This is a genomic window from Peribacillus simplex, from assembly GCF_001542915.1.
Lineage (GTDB): Bacteria > Bacillota > Bacilli > Bacillales > DSM-1321 > Peribacillus > Peribacillus simplex_B.
This window is the reverse complement of sequence record NZ_LNNH01000059.1, coordinates 31,046-52,367: the sequence shown is the minus strand read 5'-3', so window position 1 is coordinate 52,367 and position 21,322 is coordinate 31,046. Positions and strand designations below refer to the sequence as shown.

Sequence of the window (21,322 nt, the reverse complement as noted above, 5' to 3'; positions counted from 1 at the left end):
TAGAAAGTTAAGAGCGATACATTTCGAACTCGCCTTTAAAAACCAGCTCATTACCTACGTAGCTTCTGACCTCCACCACTGATCGATCATTGGTATGGTCCACGCTTTTAACCTTCGCTTTGGCTACCACTCTTTCATTTTCCTTTACGGAACGAGTAAATAAAATCGATGCCTTTGCTGTCAGTGCCAATTCATCATTCATGACTGCCACTGCTAATGAATTCGCTTGGGCAAAAAGGTGATGCCCCCTGGCAATTCCGTTCCGCTTGAAGACATGTTCTTTTTTTATATCCAAAATCGAAATGGCATTGTCATCTAAATTGAGATCTATTACTTCCCCGATGATTTCATCCAAAGGCAAAGCCCTGATTTCGTCACTGAATTTTTTCTCGGCTACGTTCTTAATGCGTTCACGCAGTTCAGGTATCGATAATTCAAGACGATCAAGCCTAATTGTCTGGACGCTCACCGAATATTTTTCAGCCAGCTCCTCATCCGTTACAAAAGGATTCTGTTTAATCGTATCGATTAATAATTGCTGGCGTTCCTTCTTGTTTCTTCGCATTTGAAGGTCACCATCCGTAGTATTATGACTAGGTACTAATAGTAGTATATATATTTTAAAAACAGATTGCAAGATAATGTGGAAATTCTCGCAATCTGCTAATGATTTTCATTATTTCAGTCCAGCTTTTCTCCCGTAAATACCCCTGTCCCCTCTAAATAGGTACGTAACGGTGCATACTCCCGGGAATGCCAAAAGCTTTGGGAGGCAATCAGTTTTGCGGCATCCTCGCGCGCCACTTCCAACGTCCTGTAATCGTGGACCATGTCAGCCACTTTGAACTCCGGCAGGCCGCTTTGCTTTTTGCCAAAGAAATCACCTGGGCCACGAAGTTCCAAATCTTTCTCGGAGAGGACAAAGCCATCATTTGTTTCTGTCATGATTTTCATCCGTTCTTTTCCGACCTCCGTTTTCGGATCTGCCAGGAGGATGCAAAAGGACTGATCACTTCCCCGTCCAACCCTTCCCCGCAGCTGATGCAGCTGTGAAAGTCCAAAACGTTCTGCATCATAGATGACCATTACCGTTGCATTTGGAACATTGACTCCTACCTCGACAACGGTCGTAGAGACGAGGATTTGCGCAGCATTTACGCTGAACTGCTGCATGACCTCGTCTTTTTCATCCGCGGGAAGGCGTCCATGCATGAGCCCCACTTTATAGCGATTGGCAAAGTATTGTGTCAGCATGGCATGGACATCCAGAACATTTTGCAAAGAATCAAGCTTTTCCGATTCCTCGATCAATGGACAGATGACGTAGGCCTGCCGTCCTTTTTTAAGTTCCTTTTCAACAAAAGTCAATATCCGGTCAAGCATTTGATGTTTTGCCCAATACGTTTCAATCGCCTTGCGCCCAGCCGGCATTTCATCTATCGTCGAGACATCCATTTCGCCAAAAACGGTAATCGCGAGCGTACGCGGAATCGGTGTTGCCGTCATGAATAGAACATCTGGATTCGCACCTTTTTCACGGAGGATCCGACGCTGCTCCACCCCAAAACGATGTTGTTCATCTGTTATGACAAGACCGAGGTTTTGAAAATTCACCTCATCCTGAATCAAAGCATGAGTTCCGATCAAAAGGTCGATCTCCCCGGATTCCAGCATTTGTAATAGCTCCCGGCGTTTTTTGCCCTTCACCGAACTGGTCAATAACGCTACTTTCACTCCGGTCGGTTCAAGCATCGCTTTCAATGATTGCGTATGCTGCTCAGCCAGGATTTCGGTCGGGACCATAAGGGCGCCTTGGAAACCCGCTGTAATCGCCGCCTTCAGGCAGATCGCAGCCACAACCGTTTTTCCTGATCCAACATCGCCTTGAAGAAGGCGATTCATCCGATAAGGGGATTTCATGTCATTCAAGATTTCATCGACAACACGGTTTTGAGCATGTGTTAATGGAAAAGGAAGCGTTTCTATGAAGGCTTCCACCGACTTGATGTCAAATTCCTGACCGATTCCTTTTGATTGCTCCCGCTGCACTTTACGCAATGCCTGCATTTTCAATTGAAACAATAAAAATTCCTCATACACAAATCGGCGCCGCGCTTTCTTGATATCATCAGCGGATATAGGAAAATGCATCATGCGAAGAGCATCCTTACGCGGCATCAATTTGTATGTCGCCAACAATTGCGGAGGCAAATTCTCTTCAATCATGGACCCATACTGGGTAAAAGCATTGGAGATAAAGCGGCGCAAACCTTTAACCGTAATGCTGCCCTTCACGGAATAAACCGGTTCAAATTCTTTCTCCCGACTGTGATTGCCAATAAGGCACTCTGAGCCTGTAATGGTTTGGCGATGACGATCCCATTTTCCAGTTACCGTTATGGTTTCCCCTATCGCAAGTTTCGGTTTCAAATATGGCTGGTTGAAAAATATGACATTTATTAAATATCTCCCGGTCAATAATTTAATCGTCAGCCTCGATTTTTTCTTTCCAAAGTACCCTAATGTGGGCACGGTATGAATCTTTCCTTCTACGGTGACGCGCTCGTCATGTTCTACCGTTTCCAAGTCCCTCAAACGGTAATCTTCATAACGATATGGAAGATGTTCAAGGAGATTCTTGACGGTATGGATCTCCATTTCCTCCAGGGCTGCCGCCGTTTCGCTCCCGATCCCTTTCACTGCCGTTATCGGCTCAAAAATGGCGGAGGTCACTTTTTGTTAAGCGGCAAGCCAAAAATCTTCGCTTCCAACTCCCGTCCAGTCGGTGTAGCCGCTAATCCTCCTTGTGCAGTTTCCCTAAGAGCCGATGGCATCGTCTGCCCGATCTTGTACATCGCATCAATCACTTCATCACATGGTATACGGCTTGTAATCCCCGCCAACGCCATATCAGCGGCAACCATTGCATTGGCCGCCCCCATCGCATTCCGTTTCACACAAGGTACCTCCACAAGCCCGGCAACCGGGTCACATACAAGACCAAGCATGTTCTTTAGCGTAATCGCCATAGCTTCAGCGCTTTGCGCAGGTGTTCCCCCTGCCATTTCAACAATTGCAGCCGCTGCCATTCCCGAAGCGGAACCAACCTCTGCCTGACAGCCACCCGCTGCCCCGGAAATTGAAGCATTGTTCGCAACAACAAAGCCAAAGGCACCTGCCGTGAATAAGAACTCGATTTTTTGTTCCCGATTCGGTTTTAGTTTGTTTTGCAACGCAAAAAGGGTTCCTGGCACCACCCCGGCCGATCCGGCAGTGGGGGTCGCACAAATGGTTCCCATGGCCGCGTTCACTTCGTTTGTGGCCACGGCCTTGCTGACCGCATCCAACAACAATTCACCGGATAGGGAATTCCCGGAATTAATATAATCCTGAAGCAGGACTGCATCACCGCCTGTAAGGCCGGAAACGGACCGGACACCTTGGAGGCCCTTTTCAACAGCCTGTTCCATCACATCCAGATTGACCCCCATCTGGTGGATGATTTGTTCACGTGTCCTGCCCGTCACTTCCATTTCCTGTTCTATCATCAAATTTGATATTTTTTTCTGTTTTGATTCAGCTAATTCTATCAATTCCGCAACATTTCGAAACATGGTATCTTCTCCTTCCTATGTGGGAACGAATCGATTTCCTTATCAATCAACAATCCTCGCTACCTGAGTGATGTTGGGGAGTGCCGTAATTTCAGCAATGACTTGATCCTCAAGGTTTTGGTCCACTTCAATCGTCATCAGCGCCATTTTGCCTTTTTCTTTACGGGAAACTTCCATCTGGCCAATATTGATTCGATGCTTAGCCAAAATGTTAGAAACACTGGCAATGGCCCCGAATCTGTCATCATGCACGACCAGTATGGCAGGGTTGTGGCCCGAAAGCCTCAACTTAAACCCATTCAATTCGACAATTTCAATTTTCCCTCCGCCAATCGATATTCCGACGAGTTCAAGTTCCCCATCCTCATCTCCCACCGTTATTTTTGCTGTATTGGGATGTTCAGGGACTGCTTCTTCTTCCCGGAAAGCAATTTTAATTTTCTTTTTACGTGCTATTTCCAACGATTCCTTAATTCTCTCGTCAAATGTATCAAAATCAAGTAAACCTCCTACGATGGCTACATCCGTTCCATGTCCTTTGTAGGTTTTAGCGAACGATCCATAAAAAGAAATATGTGCCCATTTCGGTTCACGGTTGAATAAGTTCCTGGCCACCCTCCCAATTCTTGCCGCTCCGGCAGTATGGGAACTAGAGGGGCCAATCATAACAGGACCTATTATATCGAATACACTTCTGAATTTCATGCATTGCTCCTCCTTCAGCTATTGAAATCAAGGGAAAGGCTGGGTGTTAGATTAATAATAACGTCAAATTCGCCGTAATTCCATTCAGGCCGTTCATATCGTTCATCAAAAAATTGGCTCTTTTCGTTAAGAGTGCTGTTTTTAAATCGACACTAGTTAAGGTTGATTGTGAGACTCCTGTGCGGGCAGGGGACTGTTGAGACTGAACAAGCGTTCACGTCGATAAGGCTCAGCCCGCCCTCTGGATAAGCGAATAGCAGCAAAAAAAAATAAAACTGCATAGCCTAATGACTTATGCAGTTTCTTGCCTTTTATTCGTTCATGATCCTAAGAAAGAAACGGAACATGCTTTAGCTTCATGAAAGGTTACTTATTCAATTGAAAAAATGAAAGAATATAAAGGTTGTTTGCCATTATGGACTTCAACTTCAACGTCTTCGAAATTCTCCTTACAGAATGCAACAAGATTTTCGACTTCTTCTGCATTGGCATCTTCTCCATATAATATCGTCAGGATCTCGGCATCCTCGTCAATCATTTCAGTAAGAAGCTCTTTTGCCGCTTGCGTCTTGTCTTTATCCTTCACTTTGATGGTTCCTTCAGCTATTCCCATGAAATCCCCCGTCTCAATGGCTAGACCATCAATATTGGTATCACGTACGGCAAAAGTGACCTGGCCGGTTTTCACATGCGAAAGGGCTTCGCTCATCGCTTGTGTATTCTCGGCAGCATCAAGTGTTGGATTGAATGCCAACAAGGCAGCCATTCCCTGTGGTACCGTCTTCGTCGGGACGACCGTCACATGATCTCCAAGGACATCTGCTGCTTGGTTGGCAGCCATAATGATATTTTTATTGTTAGGCAAGATGATGACATGCTCGGCATTTGCCTCTTCGACCGCTTTAACGATATCTTCCGTGCTAGGATTCATCGTCTGACCGCCCTCGATGACGGACTTGGCGCCGATGCTTTTGAACAATTCACTGATTCCTGCACCCATCGCAACGGACACGACTCCGTATTTATCTTTCGTTGCCGGTTTCGTTTGAAGCGGAGTCTGCGTTTCACCCACGATCGCAGTATGCTGTTCGCGCATATTATCGATTTTCATTTTGATTAAGCTACCGTATCGCTGTCCATAATTGAGACATTCTCCAGGCTGTTCAGAATGAATATGTACTTTGACAACTTCATCATCTGAAATGACTAATAATGAATCTCCGTATTCACTTAAATCATTTCGGAATTGTTCCTCATCAAATGATTTATTAGCCAGCTTGTCACTTTCTAACCGGACCATGAATTCCGTGCAGTAACCAAACACGATATCTTCCGTGTTCATATGCCCTTGGACGTTCATGTGATGCTCGGCACTGACCATGTCATCCATGCTAGGGCCATGTTCGGAACGGGCTGGAAGGGCTTCACCTTTGAGTTCGGCCAGGAAGCCTTCATATACGAACACCAAGCCCTGTCCGCCGCTGTCGACGACTCCCACCTCTTTCAAGACCGGAAGCAGATCCGGTGTGCGTTTCAGCGAGGCATTGGCCTCGATTACGATCTCTTCCATAACCTGAATGAGGTCTTGGTGCCTGGCAGCTGATGTAACCGCTTGCTTGGCTGCATCTTTGGCAACCGTTAAAATGGTTCCTTCGACAGGTTTCATTACAGCCTTATAAGCTGTTTGCACGCCTGCTTCGAAAGCTTGTGCGAATTCTTCACTATTGATTTCCGATTTATGTTCAATCGCTTTTGCAAAGCCGCGGAACAACTGTGAAAGGATAACACCAGAATTGCCGCGAGCGCCCATCAGCAGTCCTCTCGAAAGGGATGTGCCCACTTTTCCGATGTGTTCCTGGACGTTATTTTGCACTTCCTTCGCTCCGGAAGTCATCGATAAATTCATATTCGTCCCGGTATCTCCATCTGGGACAGGGAAAACATTCAACGCATCAACCATTTGGGCATTGGCCGCTAAATGATTGGCACCTTGAATGATCATTTCTGCAAAGCGCTTTCCATTTAAACTTGTAATTGACACTAAACTTTCCTCCTATACTTAAGGGTTCGTCACACGAACTCCCTGGACAAAAATGTTTACGGAATCAACCGCTAATCCTACAGTTTTGTTCAGAGTGTACTTTACCTTCGATTGCACATTATGCGCAACTTCCGAGATTTTCGTTCCATAGCTTACGATGATATACATATCGATATGAACTTCTTCCTCTTCTTGACGGACAATTACACCCTTAGTAAAGTTTTCTTTTCTTAAAATTTCAGCAATGCCATCTTTAAATTGTTTTTTGGAAGCCATTCCTATAATTCCGTAGCAATCCACTGCTGCTCCGCCTGCTACGGTTGCGATAACATCATTAGAGATATCAATTTGTCCATATTTCGTTTGTAATTCAATAGACATTTCTCTTTTCCCTCCCAAAAATCAAGTCAACTAAAGACATTTTACTATAATGTCTGAGGTTTTAAAAGTAATTGTCTTACGGTACTTAATATAATTCAATTTTCCAGTTTGTATGTCAAGGTATTTTTCTTGAAAGTAATTAACTGAAGTATTGCATTCTCACGGTAGGTATGATAAATTATTAAAGTATTTTACAAAGACTTAAGATGACTGTGAAAACTTAAGCTTGGTGTAGTTAGGAGGGAATTGAACATGGCACGTAAATGTGTAATCACTGGAAGAAGAACTCGTTCTGGTAACAGCCGCTCTCACGCAATGAACGCTAGCAAGCGTACATGGGGCGCTAACCTTCAAAAAGTGCGTATTTTAGTTGACGGTAAACCTAAACGTGTATACGTTTCTGCAAGAGCTCTTAAATCGGGCAAAGTAGAACGCGTATAATGTTACGGCATCCTCTAAGGATGCCTTTTTACTTGAAATGGCTGACAATTTAATGGGGATGGTTGATAGCTTCGTAGACTTTTTTATATCCGCATCTAGAAAATCATCTCCCATTAATGGATGGCCACACATTCGGTAACCCTGGATTCACGAAAAATAACACCTCCGGAAATCCGAGAGGTGTCATGTAGAATAAGTATCAGCCCTTTTTAAACGCTCCGAGCATAGCCCTTACCAAACTACCCAGAACTTTTGGCAATTTTATTGTATAAAATTTCATCATGCCCCTCCTCTTTGCATCCCACGAATTAAGATGAAGTGGAATTTTTCTATTACAACATAAGCTTTTAAGCGGATATAGGATTTGTAATTATATCCGAATCTGCTTTAAGCATGAATTTTAATCTCTGCTTCTTACCATCATTAATATGCCCTCCTTAAATGAAACATTCCCAGATTCGGAAATTAGTTCATTGCTGATGCAGAGTGTCGAACCTATCTCCAAGCTGCGATCGCTCAGCGGGTATTTGAAGCCTGTCAGGGTGATGCCAGTGACTGCCGTTGTGACTGGCAGGAATGATACGTACTTCTTATCCTTCAAAGCAGTTACCTCATAAGAGCCTGCTGTCTTGACGGTGAAAATGTTTTGTCGATCGACTATGTATATATCAATATCGGCATGAATGGGAAGGATGCTTTCCTTTTGGAGCAGCTGGATATTGCCAAGAAAATGATCCATTCTCCCCCCAGTGGCCCCAAGGATGTGAATTTCACTCGGTTTTTGATCTATCGCCCAATGAAAAGCGATTTCCAGATCCGTTTCATCCTTTTCCGAAGAATATAAATTCACTTGCTGAAGCCTTTGTGCAATTACCTTGTATTCGTCTTGCGAAACCGAGTCAAAATCCCCGAAGGCGCATTTAGGGTCGATCCCATTTTCAAGCAAGGCCCACACTCCTCTATCAACCCCGATCCAAAGATCCGTCATTTCCTTATACCTTGCCAAATCAGGCCATAGCGATTCTGGACCGCCCGCCATTATACTAATGATCATGATCATCATCCTTTTTACACGTATATGCATATACGAGATTTCTTTGTGACACTGTTAAAAAAAGCCGATCATTATCCTATGTATACGATAATGTCGGCTTTATATCAATTTCCCCGAATTCTTTGAATCGCTGCACGGCGATCTGCCTGATTATATATTGCTGACCCGGCCACAAGGACCGTCGCCCCTTGTTCAATACATAGTTTCGCCGTTTCTTCATTGACTCCGCCATCAATCTCTATCTCCAGATCCTGATTATGGTTGTCCGCCATCGCCTTAACTTCAGCGATTTTTGGCAATACGGATGTGATGAACTTTTGCCCGCCGAAGCCTGGGTTAACCGTCATCAACAGCACCATATCAATATCTTCGATTATAGGTTGGAGCAAGGACGCTGGCGTGGCTGGATTAAGCACCACCCCTGCCTTGAGGCCGAATGATTTAATTAACTGGATCGTTCGGTGCAGATGCGTGCAGGCCTCTGCATGCACCGTTATATAGTCGGCTCCAGCTTTTGCGAACGCCTCGATATAACGGTCCGGTTGTTCGATCATAAGATGAACGTCTAGCGGCAGTTTAGTCACAGGCCGAATGGCTTCCACTATTAACGGTCCGATGGTAATATTCGGAACGAACTGCCCATCCATGACATCCACATGAATAAAATCCGCCCCGCCTCTTTCCACATCAAGGATTTCTTCTCCCAATTTTGCAAAGTCTGCTGATAAAATCGAAGGTGCAATTTTAACCATTTCAATACCTCGGCTTTCTATCTCTGATTTCTTCCAGGAATTGCATATAATGCTCATAGCGATATTGCGGGATTTCCCCGGAAGCGACCGCTTCCTTCACGGCACACCTCGGTTCTTTATCGTGCAAACAAGCCCTGAACTTACAGTCCTCTCCATGCTTATGCATTTCGGGGAAGCAATAGGATAGCCGTTCAGCTTCCATTTCCATGAATTCGAGTGAACTGAAACCAGGCGTATCCGCGACAAGGCCGGAGCCGATATGAATCAATTCTACATGACGCGTAGTATGTTTCCCCCGTCCAAGATGTGACGAAATGTCATCCGTCTTTAAAGCCAGTTCAGGGTTGATTGCGTTTAGCAAAGACGATTTTCCAACTCCTGACTGACCGGCAAATACACTCGTTTTCCCTTCTAAATAAGGAACAAGTTCTTCAATTCCTCCTGTGGTAACCGAGGATGTTTCCAATACCGTATACCCAAGTTTGCGATAATCATTGATGTACTGTGTCAATTTCGTCCGGGTTTCAGAAGTGACCAAGTCCAGTTTCGTCACGACGATAATGGGCTCGATTTCGTTATCTTCGATCAATACGAGGAAACGATCGAGCAGCGCCGGACTGAAGTCAGGTTCCACTGCCGAAAAGACGAGGATGGCTTGATCTACATTTGAAATTTGCGGACGGATCAATTCATTCTTTCGCGGTTTTATTTCGGTAACGGTCCCATCGGTTTTATTTTCCGCCTGGAACACCACATAATCACCAACGAGCGGAGTTACCTTATTTTTCCTGAATACACCCCGTCCGCGACATTGAAAAACTTCTTCCCCATCAAGCACATAATAAAATCCGCTAAGTGCTTTAATAATTTTTCCTTCGGGCATAGCCACACTCCTAATTTATATATTTAGTCGGGATAAGAGACAGCTTTGTCGATGATGACCTGATTGTCCCTCATGACTTTATAGCCTGCTTTCTTATCCTGGGAAACCGTCAATTCGATCGTTCGCTTGGCATCTTCCACGATAAAGAATGATTCCTTAGGCTCCGTCATGCTATTATTGATATCCTCAATGAAAATTTGCACTTTTTGCGCTTTGCCAGGTTCAACTGGATCATATTCAATCTTGATTTTCTCCGTTACGGTCTTGGGGGGGATCTCTTCTTTCCCTTTTGAGACGATGACTTTCACCGTACTGCCTTTTTCCACCTTAGTACCCGGTTCAGGAGACTGGGAAATGACCAGCCCTTTCTCGACGGAATCATCGTATACCTCTTCTTCCACATCGATCTTTATTCCGCTTTCATTGGAATAATCATTTAGGCCGGCTTCATTGAACCCCTTGAGATTTTTCAGGCTCAATAAATCTTCCCCTTTGCTTACAGTTAACTCAAGTTCCGTTTCGGATGGGACGATTTCAGTTGCGCCCGATGGCGTCTGATCTATGATGGTACCGGCAGCACTTTGATCGAATTTGTAGGTAACGATCGTGTTTTTGAATCCCATATTATCAAGCAAGGATTTAATATCCGAGTAATTCCGGCCTTCATAGTTGGAAAGCGATATCGTTTCTTTACCTACACTTTGATAAATATCGACCTTTGCACCTGCCTTGACGGTTTTCCCTTCCTTCGGGTTGGTTTTGATCACCAGTCCCGCTTCAACCTCTTCATCCTCGATCTCAATGGTTTCTCCGACGACCAAATCCAGATTAAGCAAATCAGTAATTGCATCATCCAATTCCTTCCCTTTAAGGTCAGGGATCGTCACTTCCTTCGGGCCCAAAAGGGATGGTCCTAACGTGACAGATAAGACAGCAAGCAGTGCGAGGACTAAAAAGATGGTTACCAAAATAGCTGGCATTCTCTTCCGTTTTTTGTCCTTTTGTTTCGTCTTCATTTTTTGTTTTTTCTGTTTCTTTTGTTTTTTGTTCACTTTCATGGCTTCGACCGAGTCATCTTCAGCATCGTCTGCATAGACTGCCGTATTTTTCTCCGGCCCTCTTATAATCGTCTCATCAATGCTCGAGAGCTGATCATCCGTGATGACAGGTATCGCTTTCGTTGCATCATGGTCTTCCGGTATCGTAAAGGGCTGCTCATTTGAACGCTCAGGATTCAACGACGTACGAATGTCATCTTCCATTGAATCTACGCTTTCATATCGGTAATATGAATCCTTCGCTGTCGCCCTCAAAATAATATTTTCTACACTCTGGGGTATTTCAGGGTTCCACCGTTTGGGCGAAGGGGTTTCCGATTGTAAATGTTTAAGCGCTATCGACACGGCTGATTCACCGGAAAAAGGCAATCTACCCGTCAGCAATTCAAACATGACGATGCCAAGGGAGTATATATCCGATTTCTTATTGGCCATGCCGCCCCTTGCCTGTTCCGGAGATAAGTAATGGACGGAACCCAAGACGGCGTTCGTCTGAGTAATGTTGGTTGCACTCAAGGCCAAGGCAATTCCAAAGTCCGTTATCTTGACGGTTCCTTCTTTATCGATCAATATGTTCTGTGGCTTGATGTCACGATGGATGATCCCATTATGGTGGGCATGGGAAATCGCTGCCGTGATCTGCTTCATGATATCCAAGGCTTCATCAACTGGAATCGGATAATATTTTTGTATGTATTGCTTAAGTGTAAAGCCGTCCACATATTCCATGACGATATAATAGATGGCATCTTCTTCTCCAACATCATAAATACTTACGATATTGGGATGGGCCAAACTGGTTGCCGATTGAGCTTCCCGGTTGAAGCGCTTGATGAATTCTTCGTCATTGTTGAAGTCCATGCGAAGGATTTTCAACGCAACATCCCTATCCAAAATCATATCCCTTGCAAGGTAAACATTCGCCATGCCACCGCCGCCGACCATCTCGATCAGTTTATAACGGCCGTTGATTCTTCTGCCAATCAACATTCAATTCACCTGCTTTCGCTTTCATCAGTAAATTGAACAAGCACAAGGGTGATATTATCTTCCCCACCGTAGTGATTGGCCTTGTCTATTAATGATTTTGCCTTTTCTTCAAGAGGCTGCCCATTTGTAACCGTTTCTTCAAGCTCCTGTTCATTCACTTTATTCGTTAGTCCATCCGAACAAAGCAACAATAAATCACTTTCTTCGAAAATGACCGTCGTGATGTCCATTTCAACTTGCTTTTCCGTTCCCAAGGCTCGTAATAAAACATTTTTTCGTGGATGGTTCTCGGCATCTTCCTTCGAAATCTGCCCGGAACGGACCAATTCGTTAACGAGTGAATGATCTTCCGTAACCTGTTTAAAGCCACTCTCATTGTACAAATAACATCGACTGTCCCCGATATTGGCGATGGTCGCAAATGTATCAGTACATATTGCAGCAACAACGGTGGTCCCCATACCCTTACACTCTGTATGTGACTCGGCATATTCAAAAAGCGAATGATTGACCAAGAAGATTTGCTGTTTTAGCCACTCCTCGGCATCATTTGCCGTTTCGATCCCGCCGGATTCCTCCCATCCCTTTTTCAAAAGGTCAATCGTCATCGCACTTGCCACATCCCCGGCACGGTGGCCGCCCATGCCATCTGCAACGATGGCAAGGCGAACGCCTTCCGAGTTTTTAAAGATTCCGCCATTATCTTCATTATGCTGCCGGACTTTTCCACGGTCTGTTTTAAATATCGCCCTCAATAGGGTCACCTCGTCTCTTCTTTGCGCTCCTTGGCCCGAAGCTGGCCGCAGGCTGCGTCGATATCACTGCCTTGTTCCCTTCGGATCGTCACATTGATACCGCGCTTTTTCAATGTTTTTTCAAACTCAAAAATCTGATCCCGAGGTGTACGTACATAGTTGCGTTCCGGTACATAGTTAACCGGAATTAAGTTGACATGGCATTTGATCCCGCTTATTAAATTGGCTAATTCTTCGGCGTGTTCGACTGTATCATTTTCCCCGCCGAATAGACCATATTCAAAACTTACACGGCGCCCTGTTTTTTCAGTATAGTATTTTATGGCTTCAATCAAGTCGGGAAGTTTGTAAGCCTTGTTGATTGGCATCAATTTACTTCTCAATTCCGTGTTTGGTGCATGCAGGGAAACCGCAAAGTTGATTTGCATGCTCTCTTCTGCAAATTTATAGATTTTAGGAATGATCCCGCTTGTAGAAACGGTAATATGACGGGCCCCGATATTCAAGCCTTTTTCATGATTTATATTCTTCAAGAATGACATCATATTATCGTAGTTATCGAACGGTTCCCCGATTCCCATGATGACGACTGAGCTGACACGTTCTTCCACTTCGTCAAGTGCTTGCTGCACTTTAACGACTTGGGCAACTATTTCGCCTGCTTCAAGGTTTCGCTTCAATCCACCCAGTGTCGATGCACAGAAGGTACAACCAATTCTACAACCAACCTGTGTTGTCACGCAAATGGAGTTTCCATATTCGTGGCGCATCAATACCGTTTCAATCGAATATCCATCATGGAGTTCAAATAAGAACTTCATCGTTCCATCATTTGACGTTTGCTGGATCAGCGTTTTCAAGGTAGTGAAGGTAAAATGTGATTCCAGCTTATCGCGTAAAGATTTCGATAGGTTGGACATATCTTCAAAGCTGGAGACGCGCTTTTTATAAAGCCAATCGTATACTTGCTCGGCCCGGAAAGCCTTCTCGCCATTTTGAATGATCCATTCTTTAATTTGGTGAAGCTCCAATGAATAGATGGATGGTTTTTCTGGTGTTGTGTCTTTTCTTACTCTGGATGATTTGGTTATTTCTGCCATTACAGCACCTTCTTTCTAAAACTCGCAATAAAGAATCCGTCACTGCTAAAATATTGCGGAAAAACTTGCAGCGTATTGCCCTCGATAAACGGCTGAACGCTCTCGGGCATTCTTTCTGACAGCGATGGATCGCTCTCGAAATCCGGGTGGTCTTGCAAAAACGACATGGCCACTTGGTCATTTTCTTCCCTATCCACCGTGCATGTGCTATATACTAAACGTCCGCCTTGCTTTACCAGCGGTGCGGCAGCTTCCAATAATTGCTTTTGTATACTTGAGAGTTTCATTATATCATCTTTTGTTTTTGTGTACTTTACATCAGGCTTCCGGCGCATGACTCCCAACCCTGAACACGGAGCATCGATCAAGACCCGGTCGAACCCTTCTTTATTGAAGTGTTCCTGCACTTTCCTGCTATCGAGTGCCATAGTCTTGATGTTGTTCCTCAGTTTTAGCCGCTCTGCCTGCTCCTTGATGAGCTTGACTTTATGCTCATGAAGATCCAGCGCATAGACTTGTCCAGTCGTCAGACCTTCTGCAATATGGGTCGTTTTCCCTCCAGGAGCAGCACAGCAATCGAGAACAGCATCATTATCATTTGCCCCCAAAGCATGAGCAACAAGCATCGAGCTTTCGTCCTGGATCGACAGGTAGCCTAGTTTATAACTTTCTGAATGGGCAAGATTGCCTCTATAGCTGACGATGGCTTCGGGGACGACTTCACTTGCTTCGACGTCATATCCCTCTTCCCTTAATATGCTCATTAATTCATTGCGGGAAATCTTCTTTAAATTGACCCGTCCCGTTTGCAATGGGGCCGTTAAGTTCACTTCGCACATTTCCTTGGTTTTTTCATAACCAAATTGCTCCACCCAGCGTTTGATCAACCAGACTGGATGACTCACTTCGATGGAGAGCCGTTCAAGATCATCTTTGATGGCATCAAGGGAAGGAACACCATTTCTCTGGATGTTGCGAAGCACGCCATTGACCATCGAAGATGTCCCTTTATGTCCGCGTTTTTTGGAAATTTCAACTGCCTCGAAGATGATCGCATGGTCCGGCACCTTATCTAAATAAACCATTTGATAAACAGACAGCCTAAGCAGATTGATGACCCAGCTTTGCGTCTTTTTCGGCTGTTTAATATAAGGGCTCAAAAAGTAATCCAATGTCATCTTACGCTGTATTGTCCCATAGCTTATTTCCGTAAGCAAACCGCTGTCAACAGGGGATAATTGATGCTTTTTGATCAAGTTGTTTAATAAGAGGTTACTGTAGGATTGGTTTTTCTCTACAGATTCCAAAATATCGAGAGCAATGTCACGTACTCCCTTTTTAGTTTGCTTCATTCTGTTCTCCTAACTTCATGCCTGCTTTAATGAACGACCCGGCGCCGCGCAAGTAATCTTTCGCCGGCATTTTTTTCTTTCCTGAAGGCTGCAGTTCTGTAACCAGTATCGCCGTTCCATTGCCTGTCGAAACGATGAAACCATCATTTTGCACTTCTAAAATTGTGCCGGGTGCTTCCTGGCTGCCGTATTCAAGCTTACCGGCCTTCCAAATTTTCAGGACCGATCCGTTTAAGGTTGTGTAGGCAACTGGCCATGGATTTAGTCCGCGTACATGGTTATAGATATTTCCCCCTGTTTTCGACCAGTCGATTTTTTCCTCCGAACGTTTAATGTTAGGAGCGAAGGTCGCTTTGCCCTCATCTTGCTTGGTTGCCTTCAGTTCGCCATTGATAAGCTTCGGCAATGTTTCCGCAAGCAAATCCGAACCTACCTTGCTTAACTTATCATGCAGGGTTCCCACATTATCTTCTTCCGCGATGGCCACTTCAGCTTGCGTCAATATATCTCCGGCATCCAATTTTTCCGCCATATACATGATGGTGATACCCGTTTTTTCTTTTCCCTGCAATATTGAATAATGGATCGGTGCGCCGCCGCGAAGTTCTGGAAGCAAGGAGGCATGTACGTTGATGCATCCGTATTTAGGGGCTTCCAACAATTCATTCGGGAGGATTTGCCCGAACGCCGCGGTCACCACAAGGTCAGCACCTAATGCGATGATCTTTTCCAATTCTGCTTTTTCACGGATCTTTTCAGGTTGATAAACGGGAATTCCCTGTTTTTCCGCTTCGACCTTGACCGGCGGGGGCGTCAGCACCTTTTTACGGCCAACGGGACGATCCGGCTGCGTGACGACTGCAATCACGTCAAACCCTTCATCAATGATCCTTTTCAATACCGGCACTGAAAAATCCGGTGTCCCCATAAAGATAATTTTTGTCATTCTTCTTCATACCCTTCTAACTCTTCTTCTGTAATATAGCGCGAAACCTTACTTGTAAATAAAACCCCTTGCAAATGATCGATCTCATGCAGAAGTGCCCTTGCGAGGAAATCCTCCGCCTCTATCTCGAAAAAGCTCCCTTTTCGGTCTTGTGCGCGCACTTTGATGCGGTAAGGACGGGACACTTCACCATATAGGCTAGGAAAGCTAAGGCAACCTTCCACACCCGTCTGCTCACCTTCCGTTTCCAGAACTTCTGGATTGATCAATTCAAGGTGACCCGAATCTTCATCTATTTCAACGACGGCCACTTGCTTTTTAATGCCGACTTGCGGCGCAGCCAGCCCTACGCCATCCGCTTCCACCATCGTTTCATACATATTATTTAACAGCTTTGCCAATTTTTTATCAAAACTTGTTACTTTATCACATTTTTGTTGTAAAATTTTTTCAGGAAACAAAACAATCGGTAAAATAGCCAAAATTCAAAGTACCCTCCTAGATATGAGAAACAACACTTCATTATATAAAAACGCAAGCCCGTAACAGCCCGCGGTGTAATCCTCTTACTCTTCAACCATCACATCATGATCTGCGGATTTAAATCAATCGAAATCTGCAGGTGATTTTGAGCCGTTTCTTTTTGGTAATGCTCCAAAAGCGTTCGTAAATGTTGATTAAGGTCCGGCTCTCGTTTGTATTTTATCAGACATTGGTAACGATATCTATTGTTGATTCGGCTGATCGGCGAAGCGACTGGGCCTAGAACGATTGAGTCCCGATTCAATCGCGAACCTAAATAATTGGTAATTTTTTCGGTGACACTCACTGCCTTCATCAAATCTTCATGAGAAACCGTGATAAGGACAACGTAATAATACGGGGGATAATGACTTTTCCTGCGGAGATCCATTTCCCTTTCATAAAAGGCATCATAATCCTGCAGGGCAGCAAGTTCGATGCTGTAGTGCTCTGGTGTATAAGTTTGGATGACCACTTCCCCCGGAAGTTGATGACGACCCGCCCTGCCGCTGACCTGTGTCAGCAGCTGAAAAGTCTTTTCCGACGAGCGGAAATCCGGCAGATGGAGCATCGTATCAGCTGAAAGGACACCTACCAGGGTGATATTAGGGAAATCCAGTCCCTTGGCAATCATTTGTGTGCCAAGCAATATATCAGCCTTTCCTTCTCCAAAGGCATTGAGCAGCCGTTCATGTGAGCCCTTTTTGCTCGTCGTATCTACGTCCATCCGAATGACCCGCGCCTCAGGGAGGATTTTCGCTAACTCTTCTTCAACCTTTTGCGTGCCCGTACCGAAGAATCGGATATGTTCGCTTTCACATTCCGGGCAAACGGAAGGCATCCCCTCTTCAAACCCGCAATAATGGCATTTCATTATATCATTAAAGCGATGATAGGTGAGTGAAATGTCACAATTAGGGCAATTGATGACCAATCCGCAGCTTCGGCACATCACAAAGGAGGAATGCCCCCGTTTGTTCAGCATCAAGACCGTTTGCTGCCCCTTTTCAAGCCGATCTTTCAGCTTGCTAAAGAGCAGTTCCGAGAACATCGAACGATTTCCCGTTCTTAGTTCTTCCCTCATATCAACAATATCGACTGCCGGCAATGCATTTTCATTCATCCTCCGGCTCAGTGTCAATAGTTTATAGACGTCCTTCTTGGCACGTGCAAACGATTCGAGTGTAGGGGTCGCACTGCCAAGGATAACTGGGCACTGATGGGATTTTGCCCGTTCAATGGCAACATCCCTGGCATGGTACCTTGGCGTTTCTTCTTGCTTATAGCTGGATTCATGCTCCTCATCAATGATCACCAGTCCCAGGTTTTCAAACGGGGCAAACACGGCTGAACGTGCGCCCACTACCACTTTCACTTCTTTGCGGTGGATTTTCCGCCATTCATCATATTTTTCTCCTACGGATAAACCGCTGTGCATGACAGCGACCTGCTCGCCAAAGCGTTCCTTAAATCTTTTAACCGTTTGCGGTGTCAAGGAGATCTCAGGTACCATCATGATGGCTTCCTCCCCCTTTTCAATAACGGTGGCGATCGCCTGCAAATACACTTCCGTCTTTCCGCTCCCGGTCACACCGTATAAAAGGAATACATCATGCTCATCATGATGTATTTTCTCTTGGATGGGCTTTAGGGCAGCCGCTTGTTCATCTGTTAGCGTAAAAGGATTGGATGGTTGGAACACACGGTTCTCATATGGATCACGGTATATTTCCTGATCCAGTTCCGCCAATGCCCCTTTTGATACAAGGGATTTGACGGTACTGCTGGATGTATGGGTCACTTCAAGCAGCTCTTTTAACGGGACAGGCTCTTGATGTTCCATAAAGTAAAGGAGCAGTTCCTGTTGTTTTTTTGCTTGACCGGATAGGCCCGACGCCATTTCTTTTAGTTCACTGGCCGGAAGCAGCGGTTGAATGACACGGACCGTTTTCTTATTAAGGCGGTTTTTCACATTATAAACGAGCTCCAGATTGCCATTTTGGAGTTCTTTTTGAAAAAGGGATGCATACTCTCCTTCGATCACCTCTTTCCAGGACAAAGAAGCGTTTCTTCCGAAAAGTGTTTCAATGATCGGCGGGAGTTGATCCTTTTTATCTTCAATGACATTGATCACTTTTTCATATTTCGCTTTCATTGCTGCCGGAAGCATGGCTTGGAGCGCTGAAATTCTAAAGCACATGGCCTCTTTGGTCAACCAGTTCCCCAGCCGAAGCAATTCATCATTAAGGATCGGCTCCAAATCCATCGGTTCTTTTATATGGCGTAATTTCGAAAAATCGCTTTCATCTTTTAAACCTGTGACGAATCCTTGGACCATTCTTGGACCGAATGGCACAATGACCCGCATGCCAGGCATGATGACTTGTTTCCACTTTTCCGGTATGCGGTAATCAAATTCACGATCGGTTTGTTTGGCGGGTACATCCACAATCACGGATGCAATATCCATAACACATCATTCCTTTTGGTTGCGGGATAGTTCTGCCAGGATGTTTTTAGCTATATCCGCTTTACTCATTTTAGGATACTCGATTGCACTTCCATCTTTCTTGTAAATGGTCACGATATTCGTATCCGTCCCAAAGCCTGCCCCTGCGACGGTCACATTATTGGCAACGATCATATCTGCATTCTTTTTCTCTAATTTCCCTCTTGCGTATTCTTCGACATTGTTCGTTTCAGCAGCAAAGCCTACCAAGATCTGGTGCGTTTTATTCTCACCGAGTTCCTTAAGGATATCCTTTGTCCGTTCAAATTCAATCACATTTTCTCCCGGCTGCTTTTTCATCTTCTGTACATGATAAAACTTCGGTTTATAGTCTGCGACGGCAGCGGTCATGATGACGACATCACTAGCATCGAACTGATTGAGAACGGCATCATGCATATCTGCTGCCGATTCCACGGGAATGACATGGGCCTTCAAGGGCGGCATCAAATTCACGGGCCCCGTCACCAATGTAACCTCAGCACCCATTTCGATTGCCTGCTCAGCTAAGGCATAGCCCATTTTTCCGCTGGAATGATTGGTGACATAACGTACCGGATCGATTGCTTCGCGAGTAGGACCTGCGGTTATCAGGACTTTCTTTCCTTTAAGAAGCTGCGGTTTCCTTTCGGCAAAGTGATTCCTCAGGTGTTCCATGATCGTTTGCGGTTCCTCCAACCGCCCTTTACCTACATACCCGCATGCCAAATACCCTTCCCCCGGTTCAATGAATTGATATCCGAACGTACGAAGTGTCTCCATGTTTTTCTGAACGGCAGGATGGGCATACATGTGAACATTCATGGCCGGCGCTATCCAAACAGGTGCTTCCGTTGCAAGCAGCGTGGTCGTGATCATATCATCGGCGATTCCATTTGCCACCTTGCCAATCACATTCGCCGTCGCCGGAGCCACAAGGATGATATCAGCCCAATCAGCCAAGTCGATGTGGGCAATTACAGAAGAATCCTTTTCATCAAATGTATCTGTGTACACATCATTCCTCGAAAGAGCTTGGAAAGTGAGCGGCGTCACGAATTGACGTGCAGATTCACTCATGATCACTTTTACGTGTGCACCTTCCTGTGTTAATTTACTGGTCAGGGCAGCAGCCTTATATACAGCAATACCGCCAGTGACGCAAAGAAGTACTTTTTTCTCGATAAGCATGCAAATTTCCCCTAACTATACATTCTAGATTTCTTAATTATGAAGGAAAACTGTAGAAAAATCATTTGATATGCGCAATTAATATAGGGTTTTCCCCATCTTGAAAATCAAAACAAACAGGCCTGACACCTTGGCCGCAGGAAGGAAGCAACTTTCAAAAATGTAACGCATCCTGTTTGCTTTAGGGTGTCAGACCCGATAGGTCAAGCTTATGTGTTCTCGCTTAGTTTTCCTCGTAAGAATTATCGTAGGTCAATTTGCCAGAATGAATTTCTTCAAGGGCACGGCCCACCGCTTTATGGGAGACCGGTTTGGTGATGAGGCAATTATCTTTAATTTGCATTTCCCGGGCACGTTTAGCTGCCACAGATACAAGCGAGTATTTAGAATCGATTTTCAATAATAGGGAATCAATTGATGGATATAACATAGTTTATTCCGCCTCCAACATTTTTTTATATAACTTAGCAACTCTTTCCCGACGGCAATGCTCGGCAATCACTATTGCATTAATTCTAGCACATGCTGCATCCACATGATCATTTTCCACGACATAATCATATAGATCCATAAGTTCTATCTCTTCCTTGGCCACTTTCATACGCCCTTTTATCGCTTCCTCCGTCTCGGTGCCGCGTGTAACGATCCGGCTTTCGAGTTCGGTCAAGCTTGGAGGGGCAAGGAAAATGAAAAGTCCTTCAGGGAATTTCTCGCGGACCTGTTTTGCTCCTTGAACTTCGATCTCCAGAAAAACATCTTTTCCGGAATCGATCGTTTCACGGACATAATCCACTGGCGTTCCATAATAATTACCGACAAACTCTGCATATTCAAGCAGTTTGCCTTCTTCAATCAACGCTTCGAATTCCTCGCGCTTTTTGAAGAAATAATCCACTCCATCCACTTCCCCATGGCGAGGCAGTCTAGTCGTCATCGAAATGGAATATTCAAAAGCTGTTCCAGGCTGAGAAAAAATTGCCTTCCTTACTGTACCTTTACCAACACCGGATGGTCCGGACAAAACGATTAATAAACCTTTTTCTCTCATA

At 44.9% G+C, this 21,322-nt stretch carries 21 protein-coding genes; 1 reads left to right on the top strand and 20 read right to left on the bottom strand.

Features of this window, described 5'->3' with window-relative positions; translation table 11 throughout:
- Nucleotides 1-7 precede the first annotated feature (7 nt).
- The 6 genes from fapR to AS888_RS23870 all read right to left on the bottom strand — a co-directional run bounded on the left by fapR (nt 8) and on the right by AS888_RS23870 (nt 6,741).
- Nucleotides 8-565, bottom strand: a complete 558-nt coding sequence (gene fapR, locus AS888_RS23895) for a transcription factor FapR (RefSeq protein WP_061144589.1) — start codon at nt 563-565, stop codon at nt 8-10.
- A 116-nt stretch (nt 566-681) separates the two neighbouring features.
- On the bottom strand, nt 682-2,733 hold the full coding sequence (gene recG / locus AS888_RS23890) for an ATP-dependent DNA helicase RecG (protein WP_061144588.1): 2,052 nt from the start codon (nt 2,731-2,733) through the stop codon (nt 682-684).
- A complete protein-coding gene (gene sdaAA, locus AS888_RS23885) occupies nt 2,730-3,614 on the bottom strand; it encodes an L-serine ammonia-lyase, iron-sulfur-dependent, subunit alpha (RefSeq protein WP_061144587.1) in 885 nt (294 codons plus the stop codon). Before sdaAA ends, recG begins: the two co-directional genes overlap by 4 nt.
- Before the next feature lie 42 nt (nt 3,615-3,656).
- Nucleotides 3,657-4,319 (bottom strand): L-serine ammonia-lyase, iron-sulfur-dependent subunit beta, encoded by a 663-nt coding sequence (sdaAB, locus tag AS888_RS23880; RefSeq protein ID WP_061144586.1) that lies wholly within the window; start codon nt 4,317-4,319, stop codon nt 3,657-3,659.
- Nucleotides 4,320-4,689: 370 nt separating this feature from the next.
- A complete protein-coding gene (locus AS888_RS23875; protein ID WP_061144585.1) occupies nt 4,690-6,360 on the bottom strand; it encodes a DAK2 domain-containing protein in 1,671 nt (556 codons plus the stop codon).
- 18 nt (nt 6,361-6,378) lie between these two features.
- Nucleotides 6,379-6,741 (bottom strand): Asp23/Gls24 family envelope stress response protein, encoded by a 363-nt coding sequence (locus tag AS888_RS23870; protein ID WP_061144584.1) that lies wholly within the window; start codon nt 6,739-6,741, stop codon nt 6,379-6,381.
- Between the two features lie 252 nt (nt 6,742-6,993).
- Between AS888_RS23870 and rpmB the strand changes: the two genes are divergently transcribed.
- A complete protein-coding gene (gene rpmB, locus AS888_RS23865) occupies nt 6,994-7,182 on the top strand; it encodes a 50S ribosomal protein L28 (protein ID WP_034313767.1) in 189 nt (62 codons plus the stop codon).
- A gap of 199 nt (nt 7,183-7,381) precedes the next feature.
- Here the strand turns inward: rpmB and spoVM are convergent, their stop codons facing one another.
- The 14 genes from spoVM to gmk form a co-directional block, all read right to left on the bottom strand.
- Nucleotides 7,382-7,462, bottom strand: a complete 81-nt coding sequence (gene spoVM / locus AS888_RS23860) for a stage V sporulation protein SpoVM (RefSeq protein WP_034313769.1) — start codon at nt 7,460-7,462, stop codon at nt 7,382-7,384.
- A 120-nt stretch (nt 7,463-7,582) separates the two neighbouring features.
- A complete protein-coding gene (locus AS888_RS23855; RefSeq protein WP_061144583.1) occupies nt 7,583-8,236 on the bottom strand; it encodes a thiamine diphosphokinase in 654 nt (217 codons plus the stop codon).
- Between the two features lie 104 nt (nt 8,237-8,340).
- Nucleotides 8,341-8,988, bottom strand: coding sequence for a ribulose-phosphate 3-epimerase (rpe, locus tag AS888_RS23850; RefSeq protein ID WP_061144582.1), 648 nt, complete (start codon nt 8,986-8,988; stop codon nt 8,341-8,343).
- Between the two features lies 1 nt (nt 8,989).
- The gene (gene rsgA, locus AS888_RS23845) at nt 8,990-9,871 is read right to left on the bottom strand and encodes a ribosome small subunit-dependent GTPase A (protein ID WP_061144581.1); all 882 of its coding nucleotides are present in this window, start codon (nt 9,869-9,871) and stop codon (nt 8,990-8,992) included.
- 23 nt (nt 9,872-9,894) lie between these two features.
- On the bottom strand, nt 9,895-11,919 hold the full coding sequence (gene pknB, locus AS888_RS23840; protein WP_061144580.1) for a Stk1 family PASTA domain-containing Ser/Thr kinase: 2,025 nt from the start codon (nt 11,917-11,919) through the stop codon (nt 9,895-9,897).
- Nucleotides 11,920-11,924: 5 nt separating this feature from the next.
- A complete protein-coding gene (locus AS888_RS23835) occupies nt 11,925-12,674 on the bottom strand; it encodes a Stp1/IreP family PP2C-type Ser/Thr phosphatase (RefSeq protein WP_061144736.1) in 750 nt (249 codons plus the stop codon).
- Nucleotides 12,675-12,679: 5 nt separating this feature from the next.
- Nucleotides 12,680-13,774: a dual-specificity RNA methyltransferase RlmN gene (gene rlmN, locus AS888_RS23830; protein ID WP_061144579.1), complete on the bottom strand. Its 1,095-nt coding sequence runs from the start codon at nt 13,772-13,774 to the stop codon at nt 12,680-12,682.
- Entirely contained in the window at nt 13,774-15,126 is a 1,353-nt protein-coding gene (gene rsmB / locus AS888_RS23825) for a 16S rRNA (cytosine(967)-C(5))-methyltransferase RsmB (protein ID WP_061144578.1), read from the bottom strand. The genes rlmN and rsmB overlap by 1 nt, the downstream gene beginning before the upstream one ends.
- Complete coding sequence (gene fmt / locus AS888_RS23820; protein WP_061144577.1) at nt 15,113-16,072, bottom strand: methionyl-tRNA formyltransferase; 960 nt, start codon at nt 16,070-16,072, stop codon at nt 15,113-15,115. The genes rsmB and fmt overlap by 14 nt, the downstream gene beginning before the upstream one ends.
- Nucleotides 16,069-16,554 carry a peptide deformylase gene (gene def / locus AS888_RS23815; protein ID WP_061144576.1) on the bottom strand — a complete coding sequence of 162 codons (486 nt, stop codon included), beginning with the start codon at nt 16,552-16,554 and terminating at the stop codon, nt 16,069-16,071. The genes fmt and def overlap by 4 nt, the downstream gene beginning before the upstream one ends.
- Before the next feature lie 98 nt (nt 16,555-16,652).
- The gene (gene priA / locus AS888_RS23810) at nt 16,653-19,064 is read right to left on the bottom strand and encodes a primosomal protein N' (protein WP_061144575.1); all 2,412 of its coding nucleotides are present in this window, start codon (nt 19,062-19,064) and stop codon (nt 16,653-16,655) included.
- 6 nt (nt 19,065-19,070) lie between these two features.
- Entirely contained in the window at nt 19,071-20,273 is a 1,203-nt protein-coding gene (coaBC, locus tag AS888_RS23805; protein ID WP_061144574.1) for a bifunctional phosphopantothenoylcysteine decarboxylase/phosphopantothenate--cysteine ligase CoaBC, read from the bottom strand.
- A gap of 223 nt (nt 20,274-20,496) precedes the next feature.
- Nucleotides 20,497-20,703, bottom strand: a complete 207-nt coding sequence (gene rpoZ, locus AS888_RS23800; protein WP_061144573.1) for a DNA-directed RNA polymerase subunit omega — start codon at nt 20,701-20,703, stop codon at nt 20,497-20,499.
- 3 nt (nt 20,704-20,706) lie between these two features.
- Nucleotides 20,707-21,321, bottom strand: coding sequence for a guanylate kinase (gene gmk, locus AS888_RS23795; protein ID WP_061144572.1), 615 nt, complete (start codon nt 21,319-21,321; stop codon nt 20,707-20,709).
- Nucleotide 21,322 lies beyond the last annotated feature (1 nt).

What these genes read in the sequence shown, in the direction of transcription:
- fapR (WP_061144589.1), bottom strand. Translation starts at nt 565, where the DNA reads ATGCGAAGAAACAAGAAGGAACGCCAGCAATTATTAATCGATACGATT.
- sdaAA (WP_061144587.1), bottom strand. Translation starts at nt 3,614, where the DNA reads ATGTTTCGAAATGTTGCGGAATTGATAGAATTAGCTGAATCAAAACAG.
- sdaAB (WP_061144586.1), bottom strand. Translation starts at nt 4,319, where the DNA reads ATGAAATTCAGAAGTGTATTCGATATAATAGGTCCTGTTATGATTGGC.
- AS888_RS23870 (WP_061144584.1), bottom strand. Translation starts at nt 6,741, where the DNA reads ATGTCTATTGAATTACAAACGAAATATGGACAAATTGATATCTCTAAT.
- rpmB (WP_034313767.1), top strand. Translation starts at nt 6,994, where the DNA reads ATGGCACGTAAATGTGTAATCACTGGAAGAAGAACTCGTTCTGGTAAC.
- spoVM (WP_034313769.1), bottom strand. Translation starts at nt 7,462, where the DNA reads ATGAAATTTTATACAATAAAATTGCCAAAAGTTCTGGGTAGTTTGGTA.
- AS888_RS23855 (WP_061144583.1), bottom strand. Translation starts at nt 8,236, where the DNA reads ATGATCATTAGTATAATGGCGGGCGGTCCAGAATCGCTATGGCCTGAT.
- rpe (WP_061144582.1), bottom strand. Translation starts at nt 8,988, where the DNA reads ATGGTTAAAATTGCACCTTCGATTTTATCAGCAGACTTTGCAAAATTG.
- rsgA (WP_061144581.1), bottom strand. Translation starts at nt 9,871, where the DNA reads ATGCCCGAAGGAAAAATTATTAAAGCACTTAGCGGATTTTATTATGTG.
- pknB (WP_061144580.1), bottom strand. Translation starts at nt 11,919, where the DNA reads ATGTTGATTGGCAGAAGAATCAACGGCCGTTATAAACTGATCGAGATG.
- rlmN (WP_061144579.1), bottom strand. Translation starts at nt 13,774, where the DNA reads ATGGCAGAAATAACCAAATCATCCAGAGTAAGAAAAGACACAACACCA.
- rsmB (WP_061144578.1), bottom strand. Translation starts at nt 15,126, where the DNA reads ATGAAGCAAACTAAAAAGGGAGTACGTGACATTGCTCTCGATATTTTG.
- fmt (WP_061144577.1), bottom strand. Translation starts at nt 16,072, where the DNA reads ATGACAAAAATTATCTTTATGGGGACACCGGATTTTTCAGTGCCGGTA.
- priA (WP_061144575.1), bottom strand. Translation starts at nt 19,064, where the DNA reads ATGGATATTGCATCCGTGATTGTGGATGTACCCGCCAAACAAACCGAT.
- coaBC (WP_061144574.1), bottom strand. Translation starts at nt 20,273, where the DNA reads ATGCTTATCGAGAAAAAAGTACTTCTTTGCGTCACTGGCGGTATTGCT.
- rpoZ (WP_061144573.1), bottom strand. Translation starts at nt 20,703, where the DNA reads ATGTTATATCCATCAATTGATTCCCTATTATTGAAAATCGATTCTAAA.
- gmk (WP_061144572.1), bottom strand. Translation starts at nt 21,321, where the DNA reads ATGAGAGAAAAAGGTTTATTAATCGTTTTGTCCGGACCATCCGGTGTT.